This is a genomic window from Actinoplanes philippinensis (assembly GCF_900113015.1).
Classification (GTDB): domain Bacteria; phylum Actinomycetota; class Actinomycetes; order Mycobacteriales; family Micromonosporaceae; genus Actinoplanes; species Actinoplanes philippinensis.
The window spans coordinates 38,341-61,214 of sequence record NZ_FONV01000024.1 but is presented as its reverse complement, the minus strand read 5'-3'; the positions used below and the strand labels follow the sequence as shown (position 1 = coordinate 61,214).

The 22,874-nt window shown below is 72.8% G+C and carries 23 protein-coding genes; 15 read left to right on the top strand and 8 right to left on the bottom strand.

What is annotated here, in order from left to right; translation table 11 throughout:
- Window positions 1-29 precede the first annotated feature (29 nt).
- From BM290_RS42330 to BM290_RS42320, 3 genes are read left to right on the top strand one after another with little or no spacing between them, the layout of a single operon-like run.
- On the top strand, window positions 30-974 hold the full coding sequence (locus BM290_RS42330) for an NAD(P)/FAD-dependent oxidoreductase (protein ID WP_093621634.1): 945 nt from the start codon (window positions 30-32) through the stop codon (window positions 972-974).
- Between the two features lie 5 nt (window positions 975-979).
- On the top strand, window positions 980-1,192 hold the full coding sequence (locus tag BM290_RS42325) for a putative antibiotic biosynthesis monooxygenase (RefSeq protein ID WP_093621633.1): 213 nt from the start codon (window positions 980-982) through the stop codon (window positions 1,190-1,192).
- A gap of 10 nt (window positions 1,193-1,202) precedes the next feature.
- A complete protein-coding gene (locus BM290_RS42320) occupies window positions 1,203-2,072 on the top strand; it encodes a hypothetical protein (RefSeq protein ID WP_093621632.1) in 870 nt (289 codons plus the stop codon).
- On the opposite strand, the gene BM290_RS42315 is transcribed toward BM290_RS42320, so the two are convergent.
- Entirely contained in the window at window positions 2,060-2,659 is a 600-nt protein-coding gene (locus tag BM290_RS42315) for a hypothetical protein (protein ID WP_239144026.1), read from the bottom strand. The genes BM290_RS42320 and BM290_RS42315 overlap by 13 nt on opposite strands.
- Window positions 2,660-2,683: 24 nt before the next feature.
- Here BM290_RS42315 and BM290_RS42310 point away from each other — a divergent pair, with 24 nt between their 5' ends.
- The 4 genes from BM290_RS42310 to BM290_RS42295 all read left to right on the top strand — a co-directional run bounded on the left by BM290_RS42310 (window position 2,684) and on the right by BM290_RS42295 (window position 8,493).
- Entirely contained in the window at window positions 2,684-3,319 is a 636-nt protein-coding gene (locus BM290_RS42310; protein ID WP_093621630.1) for a DUF998 domain-containing protein, read from the top strand.
- Window positions 3,320-3,378: 59 nt separating this feature from the next.
- Window positions 3,379-5,037 (top strand): S8 family serine peptidase, encoded by a 1,659-nt coding sequence (locus BM290_RS42305; protein WP_093621629.1) that lies wholly within the window; start codon window positions 3,379-3,381, stop codon window positions 5,035-5,037.
- 363 nt (window positions 5,038-5,400) lie between these two features.
- A complete protein-coding gene (locus BM290_RS50440) occupies window positions 5,401-7,158 on the top strand; it encodes a serine/threonine-protein kinase (protein ID WP_093621664.1) in 1,758 nt (585 codons plus the stop codon).
- Between the two features lie 84 nt (window positions 7,159-7,242).
- A complete protein-coding gene (locus BM290_RS42295; protein WP_239144027.1) occupies window positions 7,243-8,493 on the top strand; it encodes an alpha/beta hydrolase in 1,251 nt (416 codons plus the stop codon).
- On the opposite strand, the gene BM290_RS42290 is transcribed toward BM290_RS42295, so the two are convergent.
- Window positions 8,474-9,142, bottom strand: coding sequence for an HAD family hydrolase (locus BM290_RS42290; RefSeq protein WP_093621627.1), 669 nt, complete (start codon window positions 9,140-9,142; stop codon window positions 8,474-8,476). The two genes, BM290_RS42295 and BM290_RS42290, sit on opposite strands and share 20 nt — an antisense overlap.
- 4 nt (window positions 9,143-9,146) lie before the next feature.
- Window positions 9,147-9,548 carry a PH domain-containing protein gene (locus BM290_RS42285; RefSeq protein ID WP_239144028.1) on the bottom strand — a complete coding sequence of 134 codons (402 nt, stop codon included), beginning with the start codon at window positions 9,546-9,548 and terminating at the stop codon, window positions 9,147-9,149.
- A gap of 45 nt (window positions 9,549-9,593) precedes the next feature.
- Here BM290_RS42285 and BM290_RS42280 point away from each other — a divergent pair, with 45 nt between their 5' ends.
- Both BM290_RS42280 and BM290_RS42275 read left to right on the top strand, forming a co-directional pair.
- Window positions 9,594-10,049 (top strand): MarR family winged helix-turn-helix transcriptional regulator, encoded by a 456-nt coding sequence (locus BM290_RS42280; RefSeq protein WP_093621626.1) that lies wholly within the window; start codon window positions 9,594-9,596, stop codon window positions 10,047-10,049.
- Between the two features lie 55 nt (window positions 10,050-10,104).
- Window positions 10,105-10,875, top strand: coding sequence for an ArsR/SmtB family transcription factor (locus BM290_RS42275; RefSeq protein WP_093621662.1), 771 nt, complete (start codon window positions 10,105-10,107; stop codon window positions 10,873-10,875).
- A gap of 243 nt (window positions 10,876-11,118) precedes the next feature.
- Here BM290_RS42275 and lipB read toward each other — a convergent pair whose 3' ends face one another.
- Both lipB and BM290_RS42265 read right to left on the bottom strand, forming a co-directional pair.
- Entirely contained in the window at window positions 11,119-11,769 is a 651-nt protein-coding gene (gene lipB, locus BM290_RS42270; RefSeq protein ID WP_203779770.1) for a lipoyl(octanoyl) transferase LipB, read from the bottom strand.
- Between the two features lie 18 nt (window positions 11,770-11,787).
- Window positions 11,788-12,657 (bottom strand): AraC family transcriptional regulator, encoded by an 870-nt coding sequence (locus tag BM290_RS42265; protein WP_093621661.1) that lies wholly within the window; start codon window positions 12,655-12,657, stop codon window positions 11,788-11,790.
- Between the two features lie 93 nt (window positions 12,658-12,750).
- Here BM290_RS42265 and BM290_RS42260 point away from each other — a divergent pair, with 93 nt between their 5' ends.
- Together BM290_RS42260 and BM290_RS42255 are read left to right on the top strand one after the other, a co-directional pair.
- Complete coding sequence (locus BM290_RS42260; RefSeq protein ID WP_239144029.1) at window positions 12,751-13,377, top strand: class I SAM-dependent methyltransferase; 627 nt, start codon at window positions 12,751-12,753, stop codon at window positions 13,375-13,377.
- Between the two features lie 81 nt (window positions 13,378-13,458).
- Entirely contained in the window at window positions 13,459-14,619 is a 1,161-nt protein-coding gene (locus BM290_RS42255; protein ID WP_093621624.1) for an MFS transporter, read from the top strand.
- 328 nt (window positions 14,620-14,947) lie between these two features.
- On the opposite strand, the gene BM290_RS42250 is transcribed toward BM290_RS42255, so the two are convergent.
- The 3 genes from BM290_RS42250 to BM290_RS42240 all read right to left on the bottom strand — a co-directional run bounded on the left by BM290_RS42250 (window position 14,948) and on the right by BM290_RS42240 (window position 17,932).
- Window positions 14,948-15,607 carry an HAD family hydrolase gene (locus BM290_RS42250; protein ID WP_203779772.1) on the bottom strand — a complete coding sequence of 220 codons (660 nt, stop codon included), beginning with the start codon at window positions 15,605-15,607 and terminating at the stop codon, window positions 14,948-14,950.
- 265 nt (window positions 15,608-15,872) lie between these two features.
- Window positions 15,873-16,940 (bottom strand): YncE family protein, encoded by a 1,068-nt coding sequence (locus tag BM290_RS42245; RefSeq protein ID WP_143134139.1) that lies wholly within the window; start codon window positions 16,938-16,940, stop codon window positions 15,873-15,875.
- Between the two features lie 95 nt (window positions 16,941-17,035).
- Window positions 17,036-17,932 carry a hypothetical protein gene (locus BM290_RS42240; RefSeq protein WP_093621622.1) on the bottom strand — a complete coding sequence of 299 codons (897 nt, stop codon included), beginning with the start codon at window positions 17,930-17,932 and terminating at the stop codon, window positions 17,036-17,038.
- An 18-nt stretch (window positions 17,933-17,950) separates the two neighbouring features.
- Between BM290_RS42240 and BM290_RS42235 the strand changes: the two genes are divergently transcribed.
- From BM290_RS42235 to BM290_RS42220, 4 genes are read left to right on the top strand one after another with little or no spacing between them, the layout of a single operon-like run.
- Window positions 17,951-18,919, top strand: a complete 969-nt coding sequence (locus BM290_RS42235; protein ID WP_143134138.1) for an NAD-dependent epimerase/dehydratase family protein — start codon at window positions 17,951-17,953, stop codon at window positions 18,917-18,919.
- A complete protein-coding gene (locus tag BM290_RS42230) occupies window positions 18,916-21,069 on the top strand; it encodes an ATP-binding protein (protein ID WP_093621621.1) in 2,154 nt (717 codons plus the stop codon). The genes BM290_RS42235 and BM290_RS42230 overlap by 4 nt, the downstream gene beginning before the upstream one ends.
- A gap of 57 nt (window positions 21,070-21,126) precedes the next feature.
- Window positions 21,127-21,915 (top strand): alpha/beta fold hydrolase, encoded by a 789-nt coding sequence (locus tag BM290_RS42225; protein ID WP_093621620.1) that lies wholly within the window; start codon window positions 21,127-21,129, stop codon window positions 21,913-21,915.
- Window positions 21,912-22,745: an alpha/beta fold hydrolase gene (locus BM290_RS42220; protein ID WP_093621619.1), complete on the top strand. Its 834-nt coding sequence runs from the start codon at window positions 21,912-21,914 to the stop codon at window positions 22,743-22,745. Before BM290_RS42225 ends, BM290_RS42220 begins: the two co-directional genes overlap by 4 nt.
- Window positions 22,746-22,874 lie beyond the last annotated feature (129 nt).

Below are 22,874 nucleotides of genomic sequence, written 5' to 3'. Positions count from 1 at the left end.
GTTTCGTGGTCCGGGCCGACGCTGGGGCCATGAACGGATACGACGTAGCAGTGGTGGGCGGGGGCGCTGCCGGATTGAGCGCCGCCCTCGTCCTGACCCGGGCCCGGCGCCGGGTCGTGGTGATCGACGCGGGCTCGCCCCGCAACGCCCCGGCCGCACACCTGCAGGGGTTCCTGTCCCGGGACGGCATGCCGCCGGCCGATCTGCTCGCCGCGGGGCGGGCCGAGGTCAAGGGATACGGCGGGCACCTGATCGCCGGGACGGTCCGCGCCGTCGACCCGGACGGGCCTGCCGGGTTCCGGGTCCGCACCGGCGACGGCGGTGTGCTCGCCGCGCGCCGGGTCGTCGTCGCCACCGGTCTGCGCGACGAGATCCCCGGCATTCCCGGTCTCGCCGGCCGCTGGGGCCGGGACGTGCTGCACTGCCCGTACTGCCACGGGTACGAGGTCCGCGACCGGCCGCTCGGGGTGCTCGGCGGAAGCCCGGAGACGGTCGCCCACGCGCTGCTGATCAGGCAGTGGTCGGACGACGTGACCTTCTTCTCGCACGGGTATGAATCGACGCCGGACGAACGGCAGCGTCTGGCTGCCCGTGGCATCCGCGTCGTCGACGGCCTGGTGACCCGGATCATCACCGCGGGCGATCGGATGGCCGGTATCGAGCTCGACCGGGCGAGCGTGGTCGCCCCGCACGCCCTCTTCGTCCGGCCCCGGCTCGTCCCCGCCGACGGCCTGCTCACCGCGCTGGGCGCGGTCGTCGCCGACCAGCGCACCGGCCGTACCAGCGTGCCCGGGGTGTGGGCGGCTGGGAACGCCGTCGACCCCCGCGCTCAGGTGATCACCGCGGCCGGCCAGGGCTCCGCCGCCGCCATCGACCTCAACGCCGACCTCGTGGACGCCGACGTCCGCGATGCTCTTCCCTTCTCGGCCGCCCAGGAGCGCCGGGTCGCCGCAATCCTCGCCTCTCGGGAGTAATCGCCATGTCGCATCAATCGAACCGGCACCGGACGGCCGTCATGATCTGGATCGCGGTCGCCCCGACCCTGATCGTCCTGCAGTTGCTGCTCGGCGATCTGCTGCGGAACGTGCCGATGGTCGTTCGCACGCTCATCACCGCCACCATCGCGGTCCCGATCGTCGTCTACGGTCTGCTGCCGCTGCTGCAACGCCTGGCGGGGCGCCGCTCCGGGTAACCTTCCGGGCGTGAGGAGTCGTAGGTTCGCGCTGGTCCGGGCGGATCTGGAGGACGCGGTCTGCCCGTTGCCCGAGGATCTGGCCGCCACGGTCGCCGGGCGGGAGTCGGTCACCGTCGTCCTGGAGCACCGGATGCTGGGCGTCACCCCGGCACGGGAGTCGTTCGAGTCGGCGGCCGTGCACGATCCCGGGCCGCGCCTGACCGGGATCGCCTGGCCGGCCGACGTGCGCCCGGGCGTGTTCGTCACGGTGGCCTGGCGGCCCTCGGAGGAGTGTGTGTCGGTCCGGACCACCGCTCTGGACGAGCCGCTGCGGGTCGACGGCGTCGACTACTTCCACGACTACGACCCGACGGTGATCACCCGCGAGTTCGATCCGGGGCTCTCCAACCGGGGCCGGGTGCTGAAGGCGGTGCGCCGGCTGGGCCGCGTCTTCGACGACGGCTCGGCGGTCTTCCCGGAGGCGGAGCTGCCCGCCCACTGCGGTCTGGGCCGCGGCAAGAAGGGCATGTTCCTGCTCCGCAACGCCGTCGACCAGCTGCTGCGCGAGGGGTACGTCACCCGGGTCACCGGCAGCACCGGCCCCGACGGGCAGCTCGACTATCCGGCCGTCGACGGCGCGGAGACGCTCGACCTGCTGTTCTACGCCCCGCTGGTGGAGGAGGCCCCGCTACCGGGCGAGGACGGCGGGGACGGGCACGGCGACGGCGGCGAGCGCCGGGACCACTGGGTCAACGGGTTCGTCCGCCGCCTGCCACCGGGCGCCCACGCGTCGAAGAAGCAGCAGACCCTGCACCAGAAGGCGATCGAGAAGGAGCAGATCGACGGCTTCACCCTGGAGCCCGGTTACACCTTCGTGAAACGCCATCACCGGGGATAGCCGATCTCCTCGATGTCGTCGGCCAGATAACCGACTGTCACGGCCGGGTTGAGCCGCCGCACCAGGGCATCGGTGAGCGGCCGCAGGGCGAAGACCTCGGCGACCGCCGCCACGTCGACGTCCTCCTCGTAGTAGTCCTCGGCGAACTCCTGGTACGCCTCGGCCGTCCCCTCGACGAGCAGCTCGAACAGCCACGCCGTCTCGTCGAGCCCGCGCCCGTGCCACCGCTCGTCGCCGGTCAGCCGCCACAGGCAGACGTTCGACCCGTGGCTGAACGCCGGCTCGGCCACCTGGGCCGCGAAGACCTCCGGCACGTCGTCGAACAGCCCCGGAACCGGCCGCGCCTCGTGGTCGAGCCCCCGGACGTAGACGCCGGCGGGGGAGAACACGATCGCGTACTCGTCACCGGATCCGTTACGCATCGACGCCATGTGCTCGCCGCGCTCGGCGCTCCACCGGCAGTCGTACGAGTAGTAGCGGCTCTCCCAGCCGGGGCTGATGATCGCCTCGCACATGGCGAGCGCCTGCGACCGCGCCCGCAGCTCCTCGATGCCGGGCAGGGACCGGGCCACGTCAAGAACACTCACAGGAAGATCCTGCACCCTTGGCGGATGAGAGCCCTCGCCGCCCTCGGCGTCGCCGCCGTCCTCACCTCGCTCGGCCTCTACGCGTCGCTGCACGTGCTGCCACCCTCGGCCGACCTGGACTGGACGCGCCGCACCATCAGCCAGTACGCGCTGATGCCCGACGGCTGGGTGTTCGACGTCGCGACCCTGCTGCTGGCGGCCGGCTCGGCGGCGATCCTGGCCGCCCTGCACCGGGCCGGCCGGCTCGGCCGTGGCGCGCTGACCGTGCTCGCCCTGTGGGTGGTCGGCCTGGTCGGGGTGGTCTGGTTCGAGAAACACAACTGGCAGGCCGGCCCGTCGATGAGCGGCGACGTGCACCGGGTGTTCAGCGTGGTCGCGTTCCTGAGCCTGCCGATCGGGGCGCTGCTGGCGGCCGGGCGGGCGCCCGGCACGGCCCGGTGGGTCGCGGCCGGCGGTGTGGTGTCGCTGCTCTGCTTCACCCCGATCCTGGGGGCGGTGCTGGCCCAGCCGTGGACCGGGGTGCGCTGGTGGCACGCGATCCCGCTGGGCACGGTGGAGCGGCTGCTCGGCCTGGCCGAGGTGGTCACGGTGCTGCTGCTGGCCGTGTGGGCGCTGCGGACCGACCGGATCCGTGGGCGGGTGCCGGTAATGTCCGACTGATACCGAGCGGCAACCGTTCCGCACGGGCGCTGCACTCGGGCGTCCGTACTTTTCGACTCGTGCGGTATCGAACCCTGACTGTCGCCGCGGCCCTCACCGCGGCCTCCCTGACCGGCGCGAACCCCGCCGCGGCCGCCGACGACGGCGTGACCGTGACGATCGGCCTGCGGCCCGGCGTGTCCGCGGCCGCCACGGTCGCCGCCCTCGACGCGGACCCGGCGGTCCGTGTCCTCGACAGTGACGCGACCACCCAGCTCAACGCGGTCACGGTGACCGTCACCGGCGACGCCGCCCGGGCGTTGTCCGGTGATCCGGGAGTGTCCTACGTGGAGCGGACACCGGTCGCGCGCGCCGACCGTACCCCGAATGATCCGATGCATCCGCAGCAGTGGGGCAACCGGGTGATCAACAGCCCCGCCGCCTGGGACGTCACGACCGGGTCGGCCGACGTGACGGTGGCGGTCGTCGACACCGGGGTCACCCCGGGCGGCGAGCTGGCCGGCCGGGTGCTGCCCGGCTACGACTTCGTCAACGACGACGCCGACCCGGCCGACGACAACGGGCACGGCACGATGTCCGCCTCGGTCATCGCCGCGGCCGGCGACGACGGCACCGGACTGGCCGGTCTCTGCTGGTCCTGCCGGATCCTGCCGGTGAAGGTGCTGGACGCCGGCGGCGTGGGCGGGCACGACGACATCGCGCGCGGCATCGTCTACGCCACCGACCACGGCGCCGACGTGATCAACCTGTCGCTGGGCGGCCCGGCCAGCTCCCAGATCCTCGCCGACGCCGTCACCTACGCGGCCGATCACGGCGTGCTCGTGGTCGCGTCGGCCGGCAACGACGGCGTCGCCACCCCGTCCTACCCGGCCGCCTATCCGGCCGCCGTCGCGGTCGCCGGCTCCACCGAGGCCGACGCGCGTCAGGACTGGTCGAACTACGGCGCCGACTGGGCCGACGTGGCCGCGCCCGGCGTCAACGTGGCGCAGGGCCGCGACGGCGGAATCTACTGGTTCGCCGGGACGTCGTCGGCCGCGCCGATGGTCTCCGGCGTCGCTGCGCTCGGCCTGGCCGCCCGTCCCGCGGCGACCGCCGGGCAACTGCGGGCCGCGATCGAGACCACCGCCACACCGGTCGGGAACTGGGTCGCCACCGGCCGCATCGACGCCGCGAAGACGGTGAACGCCCTGCTCGACGCGCCACCCCCGACGGTCGGCTGGGCGTCCCCCGCCGCATCGGCGACACCGCGCCGCGGTAAAGTCAACGTTGCCGCGGCGGCCACCGGCGCCACCCGCGTCGAGCTGCTGCGAGCCGGCCGCGTGGTCGGCGTCGACACGACCGCGCCCTGGTCGTTCACCTTCGACAGCGCCGGGCTGAACGGATCACACACCCTCACCCTGCGCGCCACCGGCCCGGCCGGCGACATCCGCACGGCAAACCGGACATTCGTCTTCGACAACATCGCGCCGACGATCACCAAGGTGCGGGCCAGCCGCTCCGGACGCACCCTGACGATCACCCCGTCGGTCCGCGACAGCGGCGGGATCAAGCAGGTCAAGGCCGTGATCACGGTCGGCGCCAAGAAGGTCGCCCTGACCGCCACGAAGTCACCGTGGACGCTGAAATGGAAACCCGGCGCCCGTCGCGGCACCAACCCGGTCACCGTCACCGTCACCGACCGCGCCGGAAACACCAAAACCCACAAAACCCGGATCTAGGGGTACGGCCCACGCGCCCCCACCCCACGCAAGAGGCATCCTCCCGTGAGGGCCGGTCCAGCCACCCCAGGCGGCCGGCCCTCAGCGCTGTCCCGTGCCTGTCATGACAGGCCTGGCGCCCAGCCGGTGGTTGCGGCGGCCGGTTTCCGGGGCTGGCCGGCAGCTCGGGGACGGGCCGGCAGCGGGCGTGCCGGTGAGGGACGCCTCCGCCCGTGAGGCGCCTTGGCGGCCGGGAGGGGGTGGGGCGTCGCGGGGCAGGCACGGGACCGGTCGGCTTCGGCGGGGCGGGGCACGGCGTACCACATCGAAGGTCTTGCCCTTCGGGGGCTGCGAATGGTCAACATTGGCGGCAGACTGGCGGGGATGAACGATCCCGGCGCGTACCAGAGGGCACACGAAGGACTGCTCCTGGGCGGGAGGTATCGGCTCGTCGCGCCGATCGGCGCCGGTGGGATGGCCGTCGTGTGGCAGGGATACGACGAGGTGCTCGGCCGGGCGGTGGCGGTCAAGCTGCTGGCGCCGTCGCAGATCGTGGACGTGCGGGCGCGGGAACGGATCCGGCGGGAGGCGCGGGCCGCGGCGGCGCTGTCGCATCCGAACATCGCGCAGGTTCACGACTACGGGGAGACCGGGCTCGCCGGGCGGGTGCTGCCGTATGTGGTGATGGAGCTGGTGCCGGGCGGGACCCTGTCGGCGCGGCTGTCGGCGGGGGCGCTGGCGCCGCGGTTCGCGATGCGGACCGGGGCCGAGATCGCGGCGGCGCTGGCCGCGGCCCACGCCGAAGGACTCGTGCACCGCGACATCAAACCCGGCAACGTGATGCTCGCCCCGACCGGCGCGAAGGTGGTCGACTTCGGGATCGCGGCCGCTGTCGCACCGGACGGCTCCGGGGCGTCCGACGATCCGGACGAGGTGCTCGGGACCCCCGCCTACCTCGCACCGGAACGCCTCGTCGGGGACGCGGTGGTTCCGGCCTCCGATGTGTACGCGCTCGGCGTCGTGCTCTACCGGATGCTGTCCGGCCGCTCGCCGTGGAGCAGCGAGGACACGCGGCAGATGGTGCGGGCGCATCTCTACGTCCCGCCCGCGCCGCTGCCGCCGGTGGTGGACGTGCCGGAGTACGTGGTCCGGCTCTGTGATCGCTGCCTCGCCAAGAATCCGGCACACCGGCCCAGCGCCGAGGAGGCCGCTGCGGTGCTCGCCCACGGGGCTGGGCTCCGGGTGGTCGTCGACGAGCCGCTGCCCGTCGGCGAGGTCACGGTCGTGATCCGTCCGGCACCGGCTCCTGCCCCGGGTGCGCCCGCGCCGTCTCCACCGGCTGCCGTGCCGTCTTCGCCGGTCGGCCCGCCGTCTGGTTCCGTGTCGTCCTCGCCGGTCGGCCCGCCGTCTGGTTCCGTGTCGTCCTCGCCGGTCGGCCCGCCGTCTGCGTCCGTGTCGTCTTCACCGGCCGGCCGGTCGCTCGCTTCGGTGGCGTCTGTGGCTTCTTCTGCCTCGGGGGCTCAGTCGCCGGCTTCGCCCGCGGCGTACGGGCCGCCGGCCGGAACGGCGGCGTCGTCCAGGCGGCGGGTCGTCGCGGTGACCGCGGCCGGGGTCGTTCTCGCCGCCGCCGGGGCCGCCGCCTGGATCCTCGCCGACCGCCCGGCGGACGTGGTCTCGGGCGCGAACGGGGGTGCCGGCGCCTCCGCCCCGGTCCCGTCGGTGACGCCGGCCGCGGCCCCGGACGCCACGACCGGCGCCGGGCCGGTGGCCACCGCGCCGGGGGCGAAACCGGACCGGTCGCGTCCGGCGTCCGCCCCGTCGCGTCAGCAGTTACCGTCGCCGGGCGCCGCGACCCCCACGGTGACGACCACCCGCCCCACGCCGTCACCCACTCCGACGGCCACGCCCGCACCGGTGCGGCGGACCCTCTCGTCGGAGGGCGGCACGGTGGTCGCGACCTGCCCCGACGCGGTGACCGCGGAGCTGTTGTCGTGGACGGCCACGCGGCCGTACAAGGTGCAGTCGGCGGATCCGGGCCCGGCGGCCGCTCCGGCGGTGACGTTCAAGCACGGGACCGACCTGATCACCATGACGGTGACGTGTGACGGCGGGATTCCGGCCGCGGATATTGCCCAGGCCTGACCCCGGCCGTAATACTTGCACGAACCGTGCAGAATTCACGGCTGTCTATCGGGAGGGTCGATGGGGATTACTCGCCGAAGTCTGATGACGGTCCCGGCCGGCGTCGCGCTCGCCACCGCGGCGGGCGCTCCGGCGCTGGCCGGCGGCGGCCCGCCGCCACGGCCGCTGATCTTCGTCCACGGCAGCGCCGGATCCGCCATGCAATTCCGGGTGCAGGCGAAACGTCTGGCGAGCAACGGCTACCCGGCCGCGTTCGTCGAGGCCCACGAGTACGACTCGCCGAACATCGCCACGATCGTGCAGCAGGTCTGGGCGGCCCTCGACGAGCGGATCACGCGGCTGCTGGCGCTCTCCGGATCCGATCAGGTCGACCTGGCCGCGCACTCGCTCGGCACGTTCGTGACCCAGGGCTATCTCAACAGCTCCCCGGAGCGGGCCGCCCGGGTCGCGCACTACGTCAACCTGGACGGGCGGCCGGCCGCCGCACTGCCGGGGGGTGTGCCGACGCTGGCGATCTGGGGCGAGGGCGACCCGGCCCGGACCGTGGCCGGCGCGTCCAACGTGTACCTGCCGGACCAGTCGCACACCCAGACCGTGTCGTCGGCCGAGTCGTTCCGGGAGATCCACCGGTTCCTTCGCGGGCGCTCACCCCGTACCACCGAGGTTCTGCCGCAGAGGATCGCCCACGTCTCGGGCCGCGCCGTGCTGTTCCCCAGCAACGCCGGCGTGATCGGGGCGTCGCTGGAGGTCCATCGCGTCGATGAGCGGACCGGCCGCCGGAAGGGGCGTCCGATCAGGGCGGTGGTCGGCGCCGACGGACGGTTCGGCCCGATCCCGCTGTCACCCCGGGAGAGGTACGAGTTCGCGCTGCTCCGCCCCGGTGAGTCGACCCACCACTTCTACTTCGAGCCGTTCCGCCGCTCGGACTCGTTCGTCCGGCTGCTCACCAGCCGCCCCGGGGAAGGCCTCGGCGGGCTCGTCGACACCAGCGACCGGCACACGGCCCTGACGTTCCAGCGGCAGAAGGAGTGGTGGGGCGGTGAGGGCGACAGTCTGTGGATCAACGGGCGGGACATCCTGAACCCGGCGACCGCCCCGCACAGCCGTCGGGTGATCGGTGTCTTCGCGTTCGACGACGGCAGCGACGGGGTGAGCGACCTGACCGCGCCGCTGCCCGAGTTCATCGCGCAGACCTTCATCTCCGGCGTCGACCTGTTCATCGCGGCACGGGGGACCGTGTCGATCGTGGCGCGCGAGCGTGGCGGTGGTCTCACCCGGCTGCCGGTGCCGGCCTGGCGGTCCAGTGCCCACCGGGTCAGCGTCGAGTTCGGCTGAGATCTTCGACCACCGCCACCACCTCGGGAAACACGGCGACCGACGCGGTCACGTGACGGCTGTCGAAGTCGTCGAGGCGGCGCACCCCGCTCTGCAGGCACGCGATGAACGCGATGCCCGCCCCGCCGGCCGCGACCGCGTCACCGGGCGAGTCGCCGACGTAGACACACTGCGCCGGCGACAGCCCGGTGTGCGCGAGCAACTCGTCGAAGGCCCGCGGATCGGGCTTGCCGTGCCGGGTGTTGCCGCGGTGCCAGACGCCGCTGATCCGGTCGGCGAGCACGTGGTCCGGCGCCAGCATGTGCCGGACCTCGTGGCCCTCCCGCGAGGTCAGCAGCATCACCCGGCGTCCGGAAAGGATCAGCTCATCGAGGGCCGCCAGATTTTCCGGCGGGATCACGTCGAGCCGGCCCTGCTCCAGATAGCGGTCCATGGTCGTCGCGAACAGCGGCGCGAACGCGGCCATGTCGATGCCGGGCGAGCGCCGCGGCATGGCCTCCAGCAGCGGCTCGCCCCACGACGCCAGGTGCCGGCTCCGCGTCATCGGCGGCCGGCCCATCGCGGCGAGCACCTCGTTCTCCAACGCGAACGAGGCTGCCTCGGTCATGCAGAGGGTGTCGTCGACATCGATCACGACTGCCTCGATCATGCGATCAGAGGATGAAAGCCGAGATCATCTGGCCCAGCGCACGGATGTCCGAGCTGGCCTTGAACTCCAGGCGAACCTTGCCGAGGCCGCTGAAATACAGCTCCAGCTCCGCGTCCCGGTCGAAGTTGCCGGCGGTCTCGATCGAAAAAGCCTGGATCTTGCTGTACGGCAGCGAGGTGAAGTCGACCTTCTTACCGGTCATCCCCTGCACGTTCGCCGCGATCAGCCGCTTGTTCGTGAACGCCACGAAGTCACGGGTCGTCTTGAACGCGTAGATCAGCTGCTCGCCCTGAATCAGCAGCGGCGCCACCTGCGAATACACCGCACCGGGGTCGACGGGCGTGAGCTTGAAAACCGAGGGGCTGGAGAAATCGATCACGCCACCACGGTAGCCCGCCACCGCCACCGCCGGGTTGATCTCAAGCGCGGTTGAAGTTCTAGCGTGCGGCGCATGAGGATCGAACAGCTCTCCGACGACGAACTGGCGGGGCAGCCGGCCGCGTACTGGACCGGGGTCGCCCACCAGGCGCTGATCACGTTCACCCGGGCGCGGCAGGCGGCGGCCGGCTTCACCCAGCCCCAGTTCTGGCTGCTGCGCAACCTGTCCGCGAATGATCTGTGGCCGGACGGGTCGGGGCGTACTGTGCCCGAGCTGGAGGCGGCGATGAGCGGCTATCTGCGTCCCGAGGACGACCTGACCGCCTCCGCGGCGGAGTTGGAGCAACGCGGCTGGCTCCGTCGTGACGGCGACCACCTGTCGATCACCGCGGCCGGCGAGTCAGCCCGCCTGGAGATGAAGAGGGCAGCGCCGGCCATCCGCGCCCGGATCCACGACGGGATCCCGGACGCCGACTACGTGACGGCGCTGCGGGTGCTGGGTCGCATGATCGCCAACGTGGGCGGGTGACGGACCGGCGGGTCCGGGTTGAAACATGCAGTCGTGGGGCTGCATAATGCAGGTCATGGACATGGTCTTCCGGGCGCTCGCCGATCCGACCCGCCGCCGGCTGCTCGACAGCCTGCGCGAGGAGAACGGTCAGACGCTGGGCCGGCTGTGCGGGAGCCTGTCCATCACCCGGCAGTCGGTCACCCAGCACCTGGCCGTGCTGGAGGAGGCCAATCTGATCAGCACGGTCCGGCGCGGCCGGGAGAAGCTGCACTACCTCAATCCGGTCCCGATCCACGAGTTGCAGATGCGCTGGCTGGCCCCGTTCGAGGAGCCGCGACTGCGGATCCTCTACGACGTCCGGCGCCATGCGGAGGAGCACAGGGTGAAACCCGATTTCGTGTATGTGACGTACATCCACGCCACCCCCGAGCGCGTCTGGGAGGCGCTGACCTCGGCCGACCTGACCGGCGAGTTCTGGGGGCACAGCAACGTGTCCGACTGGCGGCCGGGCTCGCCATGGGAGCATCGGCGGACCGACGGGTCCGGCATCGCCGACGGGGGAGGGGTGGTCCTCGAGGCCGAGCCGCCCACCCGGCTCGTCATGACGTTCGGGGAGGCGGGCTCGGGCGCCGGGCCGGACGCGTCGACGGTCACCTTCCTGATCGAGCCACACCAGGAGATCGTCCGGCTGACCGTCACCCATGTGAAGCTGGCGACCGATGACGACGTGGAGGCCGTCTCACACGGGTGGCCGGCGGTCATGGCCAATCTGAAGTCCCTGCTGGAGACGGGCCATGTCCTGCCACAGGCGCCATGGGAGATGCACGCCACGCTCCGGGGGTAGCCCGGCTTTTCCGCGGTTGCCGGCCGGCGGGCGGCTGACCTCGCTTGCCTCACGTGCGGGCCGCCGGCCGCGGTTGGTTTGTGCCCCGGCCGCACGCCTGTGGTTGGTTCCTGTGCCGGCCCGGGCGCGGTTGCCATTTACGCCGGCCGCGGTTGCCCCCTGTGCGGCTGCCGGCCGCGGTTGCCCCCCTGTGCGGTCTGCGGCCGCGTCTGCTTCATGTGCGGGCTGCCGGCCGCCGTGGCTTTATGTGCGGGCCGTTGCGCCCGCGGTCAGGGCGGCCGTGATCGCGTCGCGGATCTCGGCCTCGGCCGGCATGCGCAGGCCCTGCTCGCCGGCGAGACGGCGCAGCGAGGTCATCGCCACGTCGTCGAGGCTGCACGCCACGAAACTGTCGAAAACCGAGAGGTCAGGATCGATGTTGAGGGCGAACCCGTGAGTGGTCACCCCGCCACGGATGCGCATGCCGATCGAGACGAGTTTGCGGCCGTCCGGCGTCCACACGCCGACCAGGCTGGGCGAGCCCGGGGGAGTGTCCCGGCGCTCGGTGGCGAAACCCAGCCCGGCCAGCGCGTCGATCAGCCCGTTCTCCAGCCAGCGGACCACGTCGACCGGCCCCCACTCACGCAGGTCCATCACCAGGTATCCGACGAGCTGTCCCGGCCCGTGATAGGTGGCGTTGCCGCCCCGGTCGACCTCCACGACCGGGATCGCCGACAGGTCCCCGGGCAGGTCACCCGGCGGGGTCCGGCGGCCGTAGGTGATGACCGGTGGATGGCTGAGCAGGAAGAGCCGATCCGGTGCGGCGCCCGCCCGGCGCTCCTCCGCCCACTCCGCCATCCACCCCACGGCCGTGCCGTAATCCACCTCGTCCAGATCAACACGCAGGAGTCGCATGGACTCCATCAAACACCCTCAGGCGGGTTCGACCGGCAGCCACAGTTCGGTGGTGGCGGTGCTGAAATCGCCGGCCCGGTCCAGGATCGTCACGATCGACGGCCCCGGCCGCAGGCGCCACGGGTTGGACGGGAACCATGCGGTCGCCGTCGCCGCCCACGTCGCCTGGAGGGTGTCCGGGAAGGGGCCGCTGGCGTGGAAGACCGCCCACTTCCCGGCCGGCACCTCGATCGCGTCGAGGTCGTCCGGCACCGGCGTCTGCCCGGTGACGGCGACCCCGTGCAGGTAGGTGAGTTCGCTGCCCTCCGGGGCGTCGGGCTCGACACCGTCGGTGACCTGCAGCAGCCCGGCCGGCTCGGTGTCGCCGAGATCCTTGAGCCGCTGGTGCTCCTCGGCCGGCAGCGCGGCGATGTGCCGGTGGATGTGCGGGTTGACGCCTTCGTGGATCAGCGGAACCCTCGCGGCGTGGCCGACGAGCCGGAAGGCGGGCCGGTCGGCGATGCGGGTGTCCATGGGGGTGCTCCCTTCGACGGTCAGGCGGAACCTGAGTTGTGGCTGGGTCCGAAGGGGACCTCCGTCCCGGCGTACCTCACCGGGCCCGGCGCCGTGGACCGCCCGGAACGCACGGCCGAACGCCTCGGTCGAGCCGTACCCGTAGCGCACCGCGATGTCGAGCAGATCGCCCGCGCCGCGGACCACGTCACCGGCGGCCACCGTCATCCGGCGCCGCCGGACATACTCCGACAGGGGCATGCCGGCCAGCGACGAGAACATCCGCCGCAGGTGGTACTCGGTGGTTCCGAGACTCCGCGCCGTAGCGCCGAGGTCCAGTTCCGCGCCGAGGTCCTCCTCGACCAGGCCGACGAGGCGGTTGAGTGCCGAGATCATGAGGTCTCCCTTCGGCTTCCACTCTCGTTCCCGGGGCCCGGCCGGCGCCCGATCGTCCTGGCCCGATCCGATCATGTTTGGCAGAGTGACACGGTGGAACTGCTCGATGATCGCGCCCTGCACGCCTCGTCGGTCGTCGCCAACAACGCGATGAACCGGGAACGCCAGCTGCACGGGGTCAACAGCTACGCGAAGGTGCTCGGCTTCGACCCGTTGACCAGGGCCGGGACGGCGTGGCTGGACCTGTGCTGCGGCAGCGGCCGGGCGCTGATCCAGGCCGCCGGGCACACCGAGGACGTCACGCTCGTGGGGGTGGATCTGGTCGACGCGTTCCGGCCCGCGCCACCCGGAGTGACCCTGATCGCGGCGCCGCTCGAGACGTGGTCGCCGAGCCGGGCGTTCGACCTGATCACGTGCGTGCACGGGCTGCCCTACGTGGGGGACAAGCTGGGTGTGCTCCGCCGGGTCCTGACGTGGCTGACGCCTGCCGGGACCTTCGTCGCCGACCTCGACCTCGCCTCGATCCAGCCCGGCGGCCGGCGGCTGGCCGCGTTGCTGCGCGCCGCCGGCGTCGACTACGACAGCCGCCGCAAACGCCTCACGTGCACCGGCCCGCGGGCGCTGGACCTGCCCTACCGGTATCGGGGCGCCGACGACCGGGCCGGGCCGAACTACACCGGTCAGCCGGCCGTCACGTCGTACTACGAAAAAACCGTTTGACCGCACCGATAATCTGATCCTCCGTGCTCGCGATGGGTTTCGAGGGGGGCTTACGCCCACCTCGACCCACCGGAGCCGACGTTGAGATTCCTGCTCGTCACCGTCTTCCTCGACATGCTCGGGCTCGGCCTGATCGTGCCGATCATGCCCGCCCTGATGACCGTGGTCACCGCCGATCCGGCCACCGCGGTCCTCTGGTCCGGGGTGCTCGGCTCCACCTACGGCGTGCTGCAGTTCGCGGTGTCGCCGCTGCTCGGCCGGATCTCCGACCGGTACGGCCGCCGCCCCGTCCTGCTCGTGTCGCTGATCTGCCTCGGCGTCGACTGGCTGGCCCACGCCTCGGCGTCCGGCCCGTGGGCGCTCCTGGCCTTCCACGCTCTCGCCGGGGCCTGCGCGGGCACGAACACCGTGGTCAACGCGTATGTCGCGGACGTCACCGAACCGTCGGGGCGGGCCCGGGCGTACGGCTTGATCGGCGCCGCCTTCGGTCTCGGCTTCGTCGCCGGGCCGGTCCTCGGTGGGCTGCTCGGCGCGGTCGGCGTACGCCTGCCGTTCCTTGTCGCGGCCCTGCTCTGTTTCGCCAACGCCGCCTACGGCTGGTTCGTCCTGCCCGAGTCCCGCCCCGGCGACGGCGTCACCCCGCTCACCGTGCGCGCCGCGAACCCGTTCGGCGCCCTCACCACGGTCCTGCGCCGCCCGGTTCTGGGCCGCCTCACCCGAGCCCGGCTGTGCGCCGACATCGCCCGCATGATCCACCAGTCGGTGTGGTCGTTCTTCCTCACCGTCCAGTTCGCCTGGAGCACCGCCCACATCGGCGTCGTCATGGCCACCGCCGCTCTGGCCGGCGCGATCTTCCAGGCACGGGCGGTCAGCGGAATCGTCCGCCGTCTCGGCGACCGCCGCGCCGCGATCGCCGGCAGCCTGATCGGCGCCGTGTCGCTGACCGGCATCGCCTTCACCACGGCGCCGTGGATGCTCTACACGTGGCAGGCGGTCGGAGTGGCCGGCTCGTTCGGCGGCGTCGCCACCCAGTCCTGGATCTCCCGGACCATCGGCGCCGACGAACAGGGCACGGTCCAGGGCGCCCTCACGGGCGTCAGCGCCATCGCCGAGGCCTGCGTCCCGGTCACCGCGGGCGTCGTCTTCGGTTCCCTCATCGGGTACGGCCACCCGCCCCTGATCTTCGCCGCGGCGGCCCTCTTCGCGGCCGCCGCGACAACCTTGCTGACGATGACGAAGTAGCGACCCGCACGCCGTGGCCCGGCCGTCCCCGCTCCTCGCGTGGCCCGGCCGTCCCTGTTCCTCGCGTGGCCCGGCCGTCCCTGTTCCTCGCGTGGCCCGGCCGTCCCCGTTCCTCGCGTGGCCCTGCCGGGGCACGGTGACGTCGGGGGTCAGCCCTCTGCCGTCGCGCTGTGCACCGCCAGGACGATGTGGCGGTGCGGAAGTTCATGGTGGAGGGAATGGCCGAGTCGTCGGCACCGCCGCGGTGGTGCCGAGGCTTCGTCCGCTGTCACCGTGGTCGCCGCGTGTGTCCAAGGAGGGTCAGGATCCAGAAGGCGGTCCGATGGTCTCAGGGCTGCCGGGCTGTGGGTGGCAGCCACGCGGCCATCAGCGGCAGCACCGCCCGTAGGTCGTCGCCGTCGGCTCGCACGTGTGCTGCCGCGCTCGCTTCCGGTGTCGCGTTGACGGCGACGGCCAGCCCGACCTCGGCGAAGAGCGGCAGATCCGATCGGCTGTCCCCGATGGCCACGCACCGGGACAGCGGCACCCCCAGCTCTCCGGCGACGGCCACCGCGAAGTCCCGTTTGCCCAGCTCGTCGAAGTGTTCGGCGACCCGCCCGGTGTACCGGCCGTCGCTGACCTCCAGCCGCGGTCCGCAGGCACGGTCGAACCCGAACCGCCGGCACAGGAACGCCCCGACCACATCCCACGCCAGCGTCGCCAGAACCGGGACGAGATCGTTGCGGCGGCACCACCCGACGGTCTCCGCTATCCCGCCCACCAGCGGCATCGACCCGAGAAGCCCGATCACCTCGGCCGGCTCATGCCCGGCCCAGCCCTCGGCGTCGAGAACGGACACCTCCCGATTGCTCAGGGCGCCCGCCGCATAGGCCGCCTCGGCCTCCCGGACCACCGGCGCGTGCCCCAGCGATCCGGCCAGATACTGCCCACTGCTCGTCCCGGGCACCAACGTCCCGTCCACGTCGAAGAACACCACCCCGCGAACCACGGCCGCACGCTACCGCGCCGCCGACCCGCGGGCTGCCTCGCCTCGTGTCGAGCGGCCCGACTACGACTCGCCCGGGATGGCTGCGCCTGCCGCCTGCTGCGCCTGCCGCCCGCTGCGCCTGCCGCCCGCCGCGATGGGCCGGATGACCCCTCGGCCCCGTGGCGGAAGGAGCCCCGTGGCGGAAGGATCCCTGTGGCGGGAGGATCCCTGTGGCGGGAGGAGCCCCGGGGCGGGACGAGCCCGTCCCCGGGGCGGGTGCTGTCGGTCAGGCGGACGGGACGGGCAGGACGTGCAGCTGGGCCGGTGTGGTGTGCAGGTAGCCGTCGTTGCTGACCGCGTACAGGCGGCGGCCGTTCGAGGACCAGCTCAGGGCGCCGGGGACCAGGGTGTGGTCGGTGCCGCCCAGTTCGAAGCGGGTGATCAGGGTGCCGTCGGGGTTGAAGACGTAGACGTCCGGGTCGTACCAGGCGAAGATTCCGCCCGCCACCCGCGTGCCGTCGCGGGAGATGTCGACAGCGCTCGGGTACGCGCCCGTGTCGTACAGCGTCGCGGTCCTGCTCATGTCGGCGACCGGGAACGATCGCACCTGGTAGGGCGCGCCGTTGGCGGAGAACGCGGTGACGCCGGTCGGGTCGAGGGCCAGGTCCTGGCCGTTGCCTCCGGAGTTCTCCGAGGTGGTGGCGCTGATCCGGGTGAGGGCGCCGCCGGCGCCGATCGCGTAGGCGATGTGGCCCGACGGGCTCTGGCCCTCGTCGCCGGCCAGCAGGACCTTGGTGTTGCGCAGCGCCGACGCGAGCAGCGGCGGCGTGTAGAAGCTGGTGTCGGCGAGGCCCTTGGTGATCACGGCCGGCTGGCGGCCGAGGTCGATGCGGCCGATGTTGCCCTCCCAGCCGCCGCAGCCGTATCCGAACCAGACATACCTGCCGGTGAAGGCCAGCGACGACGGGCAGGTGCCGTCGCCGATGTCGTACGTGGCCGAGCGCAGCAGTGAGCCGGTGTCGAACGCGGCGATCTCGCCGGCCGTGCGCAAGGTCACGTAGAGCGTCTTGCGGTCGTTGCTGAGCTGCAGTTTGGTCGGCCCCTCCAGCCCGTCGATGGTGCCGGTGATCGTGCCGGCCGCGTCGGTCACGGCGATCTGGCTCGACTCGCGCCCGCCGCTGACGAAGACGCGGTCGCCGGTGCTGACGACGTCGAACGGGTCGCTGAACGGCAGGGTGGTGACGGTCGGCGCCGCCGCTGCCAGGGCCACGCCGGGCAGGGCCGCGGCGCCGGTCAGCCCGGCGAGGAGAGTGGTGGTGAGCAGGATGAACTTCTTCGAGTGGCGCACTGGCATTCCCCCATGGATGGTGTGCCGCACACCGCGCGAGGACCGCCCCCGTGCGGTGATCGAATCGTATCTATGGGGTCGTGGATCCGCGACTCGAGCGGTCAGCCGATGTGGCGCAGCAGCGGTTGCCAGGCCGCCATCTCCGGGGTCGGTGGCGGTGGCGGCGCGACGTCCTCGGCCGCGCAGCGCAGCAGAGCCATCGTCATCCGGGACCGGCGGACGACGTCGGGCGTACGGGCCCGCCAGTCCCGGGGGAGTTCCGCCGCCTCGCCGGCTGTCATCGGCAGCGCCGCCAGGCAGACCCGGCCGACCTCGCCGACCGGGATCGTGCCCGGCCGGTCCAGGACGAACCGGGACCAGCGCCACGCCCACTCGTCGGCCGGCCAGATAGCGGCGGCATGCTCCAGCACGCTGAGGCCGTAGGCGGTCCAGACGGCACGGCGCTCCGGCTCGTCACGGTGCAGGCTGCCGAGGGCGGCGACGACGTGTGCCCAGTCGGCGGGTGGGATCCCGGGCCAGCCGGCGGACGGGCCGGCGGCCACGGCGCGCACCCGGCGGCGCAGGTGCTGCGGCGCGGGGCCGGGCCGGGTGAGGGGCGGCGCGGCCGGGATGCTGATCTTCATGAGCCGCCCGCTGGCGGTGTCGACGCAGGCCTCGCTGTCCGAGGCGAGGACCCGGATGTACTCCGAGCCGGGCACCGTCAGATCGCCGGGCACCAGGTCGAACCCGTCCAGCCCGCGCAGCAGTCGTCGCCACCTGGGCGGCTTGCGGATCCGATGTGCCTGCACCACGACGAACTGGCACTGCCACGGCTGCGCGGCCGACCAGCGGGTGAAATACGCCTCGTACAGGCCGAAGTCACGGACCATGCCGTGGTCGCCGACGACGGTCTGGAGGAACGGCGCGTGTGCGGGGTCGTGATTGGGCGAGATGCCGTGGACCCGGCCGGTGGCCAGAGCTTCCAGACAGAGGTCGACCGCCTCCGCGCGTGAGGTCACTCGGGCAGACTATCGACCATGCGACACGCTCTGGTAATCGGCGGCACCGGCCTGATCGGCGGCGCCGTCGCCCGTCACCTGATCGAGGCGGGCTGGCGGGTCACCGCGACCGGCCGCCGGCCTCGTCCGGTCCCGCCGGGCGCGACCCTGCTCCTGGCCGACCACGACCATCTTCCCTCCGGCGCGTACGACCTGGTGGTCGACTGCGCCTGCTACACCGCCGAGCACGCCCGCCGGGTGCTCCCGCTGATGCGTGACGCCGGCTCCGCGGTGATGATCTCCAGCAAGGCGGTCTACGTGGACGCCCGTGGCAACCACGTCAACTCGCCGGAGCCGCCCCGTTTCGACGGCCCGGTCACCGAGGAGCAGCCGACCCTGCCGCCCGGCGACATGGATTACGACTCGCCCGAGGGGTACGGCCCGAACAAGGTCGCCGCCGAGCAGCTGCTCCTGGACAGCGGCGCCCCGGTGACCGTGCTGCGAGCGTCGAAGGTGCACGGCCCCGGCGCGGACCCGGCGCGCACCTGGTGGTTCCTCAAACGTGCCCTCGACCGCCGGCCGTACGTGCTGCTCGCCGGAGGCGGCCGGGGCGCCGACCACACGTCCGCCGCGGTGAACATCGCCGCCCTGGTCGCGTGCGTCGCCGACAACCCTGGCCGGCGGATCCTGAACGCCGCCGACCCGGACGCCCCGGACGGCCGCGCCATCTCCCGGGTGATCGCCGGTCTGGCCGGCCACACCTGGGACGAGATCACGGTGGCCGACGACGACGAGACGGGATGGCATCCGTGGCACCGGATCCCGCCGATCGTGCTGGACACGACCGCCGCCGAACGACTCGGGTACCGGCCGGTCGGCGACTTCGCGTCGACGGTCACCGGGGAGGTCGGCTGGCTGCTGCGGAACCGGCCGGACGATCCCGGGGGCTGGTTCGACTATCCGGCGGAGGACGCGCGGGTCCGGGCGGGATCTAAATTGGACGTGTGACGGGGTTCGGGGGACGGCTGCGATCGTTGCGGCGTGGGGCCGGGCTGACCATGGAGCAGCTGGCCGAGGCGTCCGGGGTGAGTGTCCGGGCGATCAGCGACATGGAGCGCGGGCACAGCCGGGCGCCACAACCCCGTACCCTCGCGGCTCTCGCCTCCGCTCTCGGACTGACCGGCGAGGAGCACGATCTGCTCGCCGGTTCGGCGCGGGCGCAGCGGATGAGGACGGTGCGTCCGCGCCTGTGCGAGCCGCCGCGGGCCGTCGACGACTTCATCGGCCGCGACGTGGAGATCGGGCGGATCACCCGGCGGGCCGACAAGGTGATCGTGGTGCACGGGCAGCCGGGCGTCGGCAAGACGGCGCTGGCGGTGCACGTCGCGGCCCGGCTGACCGACGGCTACGAGCAGCGGCTGTATCTGGATCTTCGCGGCGTCGACCCGGAACCGCTCGAACCCGGCGAGGCGGCCCGCCAGCTGCTGCGCGCGCTCGACGTCGGCCCCCGCCGGATCGCCGACGACCCCGACGAGCGCTGCAGCCAGATCCGCGCCGAGCTCGGCGACCGCCGCTGCCTGCTGATCCTCGACAACGCCGCCGACGAGGCCCAGCTGCGCCCGCTGCTGCCCGGCCCCGGCGGCAGCACCGTCCTGATCACCAGCCGCCGCATGCTCGGCGGCCTGGAGGGTGTGCTGCGCATCGGGCTCGACCCGTTCACCCCGGACGAGTCGGCCGGCCTGCTGCGCGCGATCGCCGGCCAGGCCGAGGACCCGGCCGCGGCCGGACAGGTCGACGAGGTGGCCCGGCTGTGCGGGCATCTGCCACTGGCTCTGCGCATCGCCGGCACGCGGCTCGCCACCCGTACCACCTGGACCGTCGGCAACCTCCTGGACCGGCTCGCCGACGCCGACCGCCGCCTCGCCGTGCTCAGCACCGGCGACACCGGCGTGGCGGCCGCCTTCGCCCTGTCGCACGCCCAGCTCTCCGGCGAGGGCCGGGCCCTGTTCCGGCGGCTCACCCACGTGCCCGGCCTGGACTTCGCCGCCGGACTCGTCGCCGTCCTCACCGGCGCCGACCCGCACGACGCCGGGGACCGGCTCGACGAGCTGGTCGAGCTGGGGCTGCTGCAGGCCGAGGGCGCCGACCGCTACCGCTTCCACGACCTGATCCGCCTGTTCGCCGCCGAGCGCCTGCGCGTCGAGGAGCCGGCCGGGGCACGCGCCGCCACCCGGCAGCGGATGATCCGGTGGCTGCTGGGGACCGCGATCACGGCCGGCCGGTCGTTCGGGGCCGGCGACGACGTCACGGACGCCGACGAGGCCGCCGCCTGGCTGCAGGCCGAGAGCGGCAACTGGCTCGGCGCGATGCGCGACTGCGGCGACGACCAGCTGATCGTGGACGTGGCCGAGGCGCTGCACTGGTTCGCCGACACGATGGTCGCGTGGCCCGGGTGGTACGAGGTGTACCGGCTGTCCCGCGACGCCGCCGCCCGCCTGCCCGACCCGCGGCAGCGGATCGTGCAGCTCAACCACTTCGCGTGGGCGGCTGCCCGCTGCGCGCACCGCTACGACGAGGGCGCCGCGGCGGCCCGGACGGCGTACCGCCTCGCCGTGGACCTCGGCGACCTGGGCGAGCAGAGCTGGGCGCTGCAGTACGAGGGCGACGCCCGGCTGCTGGCCGGCGACCACGAGCGGGCGCTCGCGGCGTACCGGCAGGCTGAGCCCCTCGCCGAGACGGCCGGTGATCACGACAGCTACCTGCAGCTCAACCTCGGGATCGGGATGGCGCTCGGCGAGCTCGGCCGGCACGAGGAGGCGCTGGAACGGCTGCGGCGCACCCCGTACGAGATCGAGAACCGGCCGGTCAACCCGCGGTCCGCCCTCGCCGCGCGGATGACTGGCGGGATTCACACCGCCCGGGCGCTGATCGGGCTGGGCCGGTACCGGGAGGCCCTGGAGGAGGGCGAGGCGGCCATGGCGTTCGCGCTGGAGTTCGGCGAACCCGGCAAGATCGGCCAGGTCCACCTGGTGGCCGGTCTCGCCCACGCCGGGCTCGGCGCCGTCGACCCGGCCCGCGCCGACCTCGGTCACGCCGTCGCCCTCCTGCACCACGGGCCGATGCGGCAGATGGCGGTGGAGCGGCTGGCTGCGCTCTGAGGTTCTGCCGGTCGTTCCGCATGGTCCCCGGCGACCCCGGACGGTTGGCTCAAGGGCATGAGTTCCGTTTCCCGCCGTACCGTTCTGGCCGGCACCGCGGCTGCCGTGGCCGTCGCCGCCTCCGGTACCCCGGCCGCCGCGGGCGGTCAGAAGGTCAAGCCCACCATCGTTCTCGTGCACGGCGCCTTCGCCGACGCCGCCGGCTGGTCCGGTGTCGTCAGACGGCTGATCCGCGCCGGCTATCCGGTCCTCGCCCCGGCGAACCCGCTGCGCGGCGTCGTCTCCGACAGCGCCTACCTGGCCAGTGTGCTGGCCACCGTCGCCGGCCCGATCGTCCTGGTCGGGCACTCGTACGGCGGTTTCGTCATCACCAACGCCGCCACCGGCAACCCGGACGTCAAGGCGCTGGTCTACGTGGCCGCGTTCGCGCCGGACGCCGGTGAGGACCTCGCCCATCTGCAGAACCACTTCCCCGGCACCGAACTCACCCTGGACGCCCTCGACTTCCGCCCCCACCTGGACGGTGGCATCGACGGCTACGTCAAGCGCGAGGTCTTCCACCGGGTGTTCGCCGGTGACCTGTCCCCGGCCGAGGCCGACGTGCTGTGGGCCACCCAGCGGCCCGGCGACACCAGCACCCTGCAGACCGCGTCCGGGGCGCCGGCGTGGCGGACGATCCCGTCGTACTTCCTGATCGCCCGGGACGACCGGCTGATCCCGGCGGCCGTGCAGCGGTTCATGGCCGAGCGCGCCGGAGCCCGTACCGTCGAGGTCCGCTCCTCGCACGTCGCCCTGATCTCCCAGCCCGAGGCTGTTGCCGACCTGATCGTGAGGGCCGCCCGATGAGCTTCGTGACCACCGCCGACGGTACGGACATCTTCTACAAGGACTGGGGCGCCGGACGGCCGGTCGTGCTCAGTCACGGCTGGCCGCTGAACTCCGACAGCTGGGAGGCGCAGCAGCTGTTCCTCGCGAACAACGGCTACCGGGTGATCGCCCACGACCGTCGCGGGCACGGCCGGTCGGGCCAGACCTGGCACGGCAACGAGATGGACACGTACGCCGACGATCTCGCTGCTCTTCTGGAGTTCCTCGATCTCCGGGAGGTCACCCTCGTCGGCTTCTCCACCGGCGGTGGGGAGATCACCCGCTACATCGGGCGGCACGGCACCGCCCGGGTCGCGCAGGCCGTCCTGGTCTCGGCGGTCCCGCCGCTGATGGTCCGGCGCGACGACAATCCGGGCGGCGTGCCGGTCGAGGTATTCGACGGGCTCCGGGCCGGGTCGGCCGCCGACCGCTCGCAGCTGTACCGCGACCTCGCCGACGGCCCGTTCTTCGGCAACAACCGCCCCGGCGCGGACGTGTCCGAGGGCATCCGGCGGGCGTTCTGGCTGCAGTCGATGGCCGCCGGGCACCGCAACGCCTACGAGAGCATCGCCGCGTTCTCGGCCACCGACTTCCGCGGCGACCTGGCCGCCTTCGACGTGCCGACGCTGGTGATCCACGGCGACGACGACCAGGTGGTGCCGTTCGAGGTGGGCGGGAAGTCGTCGGCGGAGCTGGTCAAGGACGCGCGGCTGCTCGTCTACCCGGGCGCCCCGCACGGCATCACCGACACCCACAAACAGCAGCTCAGTGACGATCTGCTGACTTTCCTGCGGGAGTACGACATCTGATCCCGTCATCCTCCGGGGCGAGGTGAGCCGGGTGCCGGGGCATCCGGCTCACCTCGTGCTGCTGGTCGCGGAACGCCTCGGCCAGCTTGTCCCCGTGGATCTTCCGGGGCGGCTCCGGTACGTGTGTCT

Excerpts from the sequence above, each read along its gene's own strand:
- BM290_RS42330 (WP_093621634.1), top strand. The coding sequence starts at position 30 with ATGAACGGATACGACGTAGCAGTGGTGGGCGGGGGCGCTGCCGGATTG.
- BM290_RS42325 (WP_093621633.1), top strand. The coding sequence starts at position 980 with ATGTCGCATCAATCGAACCGGCACCGGACGGCCGTCATGATCTGGATC.
- BM290_RS42310 (WP_093621630.1), top strand. The coding sequence starts at position 2,684 with ATGAGAGCCCTCGCCGCCCTCGGCGTCGCCGCCGTCCTCACCTCGCTC.
- BM290_RS50440 (WP_093621664.1), top strand. The coding sequence starts at position 5,401 with ATGAACGATCCCGGCGCGTACCAGAGGGCACACGAAGGACTGCTCCTG.
- BM290_RS42295 (WP_239144027.1), top strand. The coding sequence starts at position 7,243 with ATGACGGTCCCGGCCGGCGTCGCGCTCGCCACCGCGGCGGGCGCTCCG.
- BM290_RS42290 (WP_093621627.1), bottom strand. The coding sequence starts at position 9,142 with ATGATCGAGGCAGTCGTGATCGATGTCGACGACACCCTCTGCATGACC.
- BM290_RS42280 (WP_093621626.1), top strand. The coding sequence starts at position 9,594 with ATGAGGATCGAACAGCTCTCCGACGACGAACTGGCGGGGCAGCCGGCC.
- BM290_RS42275 (WP_093621662.1), top strand. The coding sequence starts at position 10,105 with ATGGACATGGTCTTCCGGGCGCTCGCCGATCCGACCCGCCGCCGGCTG.
- lipB (WP_203779770.1), bottom strand. The coding sequence starts at position 11,769 with ATGCGACTCCTGCGTGTTGATCTGGACGAGGTGGATTACGGCACGGCC.
- BM290_RS42265 (WP_093621661.1), bottom strand. The coding sequence starts at position 12,657 with ATGATCTCGGCACTCAACCGCCTCGTCGGCCTGGTCGAGGAGGACCTC.
- BM290_RS42245 (WP_143134139.1), bottom strand. The coding sequence starts at position 16,940 with ATGCCAGTGCGCCACTCGAAGAAGTTCATCCTGCTCACCACCACTCTC.
- BM290_RS42235 (WP_143134138.1), top strand. The coding sequence starts at position 17,951 with ATGCGACACGCTCTGGTAATCGGCGGCACCGGCCTGATCGGCGGCGCC.
- BM290_RS42225 (WP_093621620.1), top strand. The coding sequence starts at position 21,127 with ATGAGTTCCGTTTCCCGCCGTACCGTTCTGGCCGGCACCGCGGCTGCC.
- BM290_RS42220 (WP_093621619.1), top strand. The coding sequence starts at position 21,912 with ATGAGCTTCGTGACCACCGCCGACGGTACGGACATCTTCTACAAGGAC.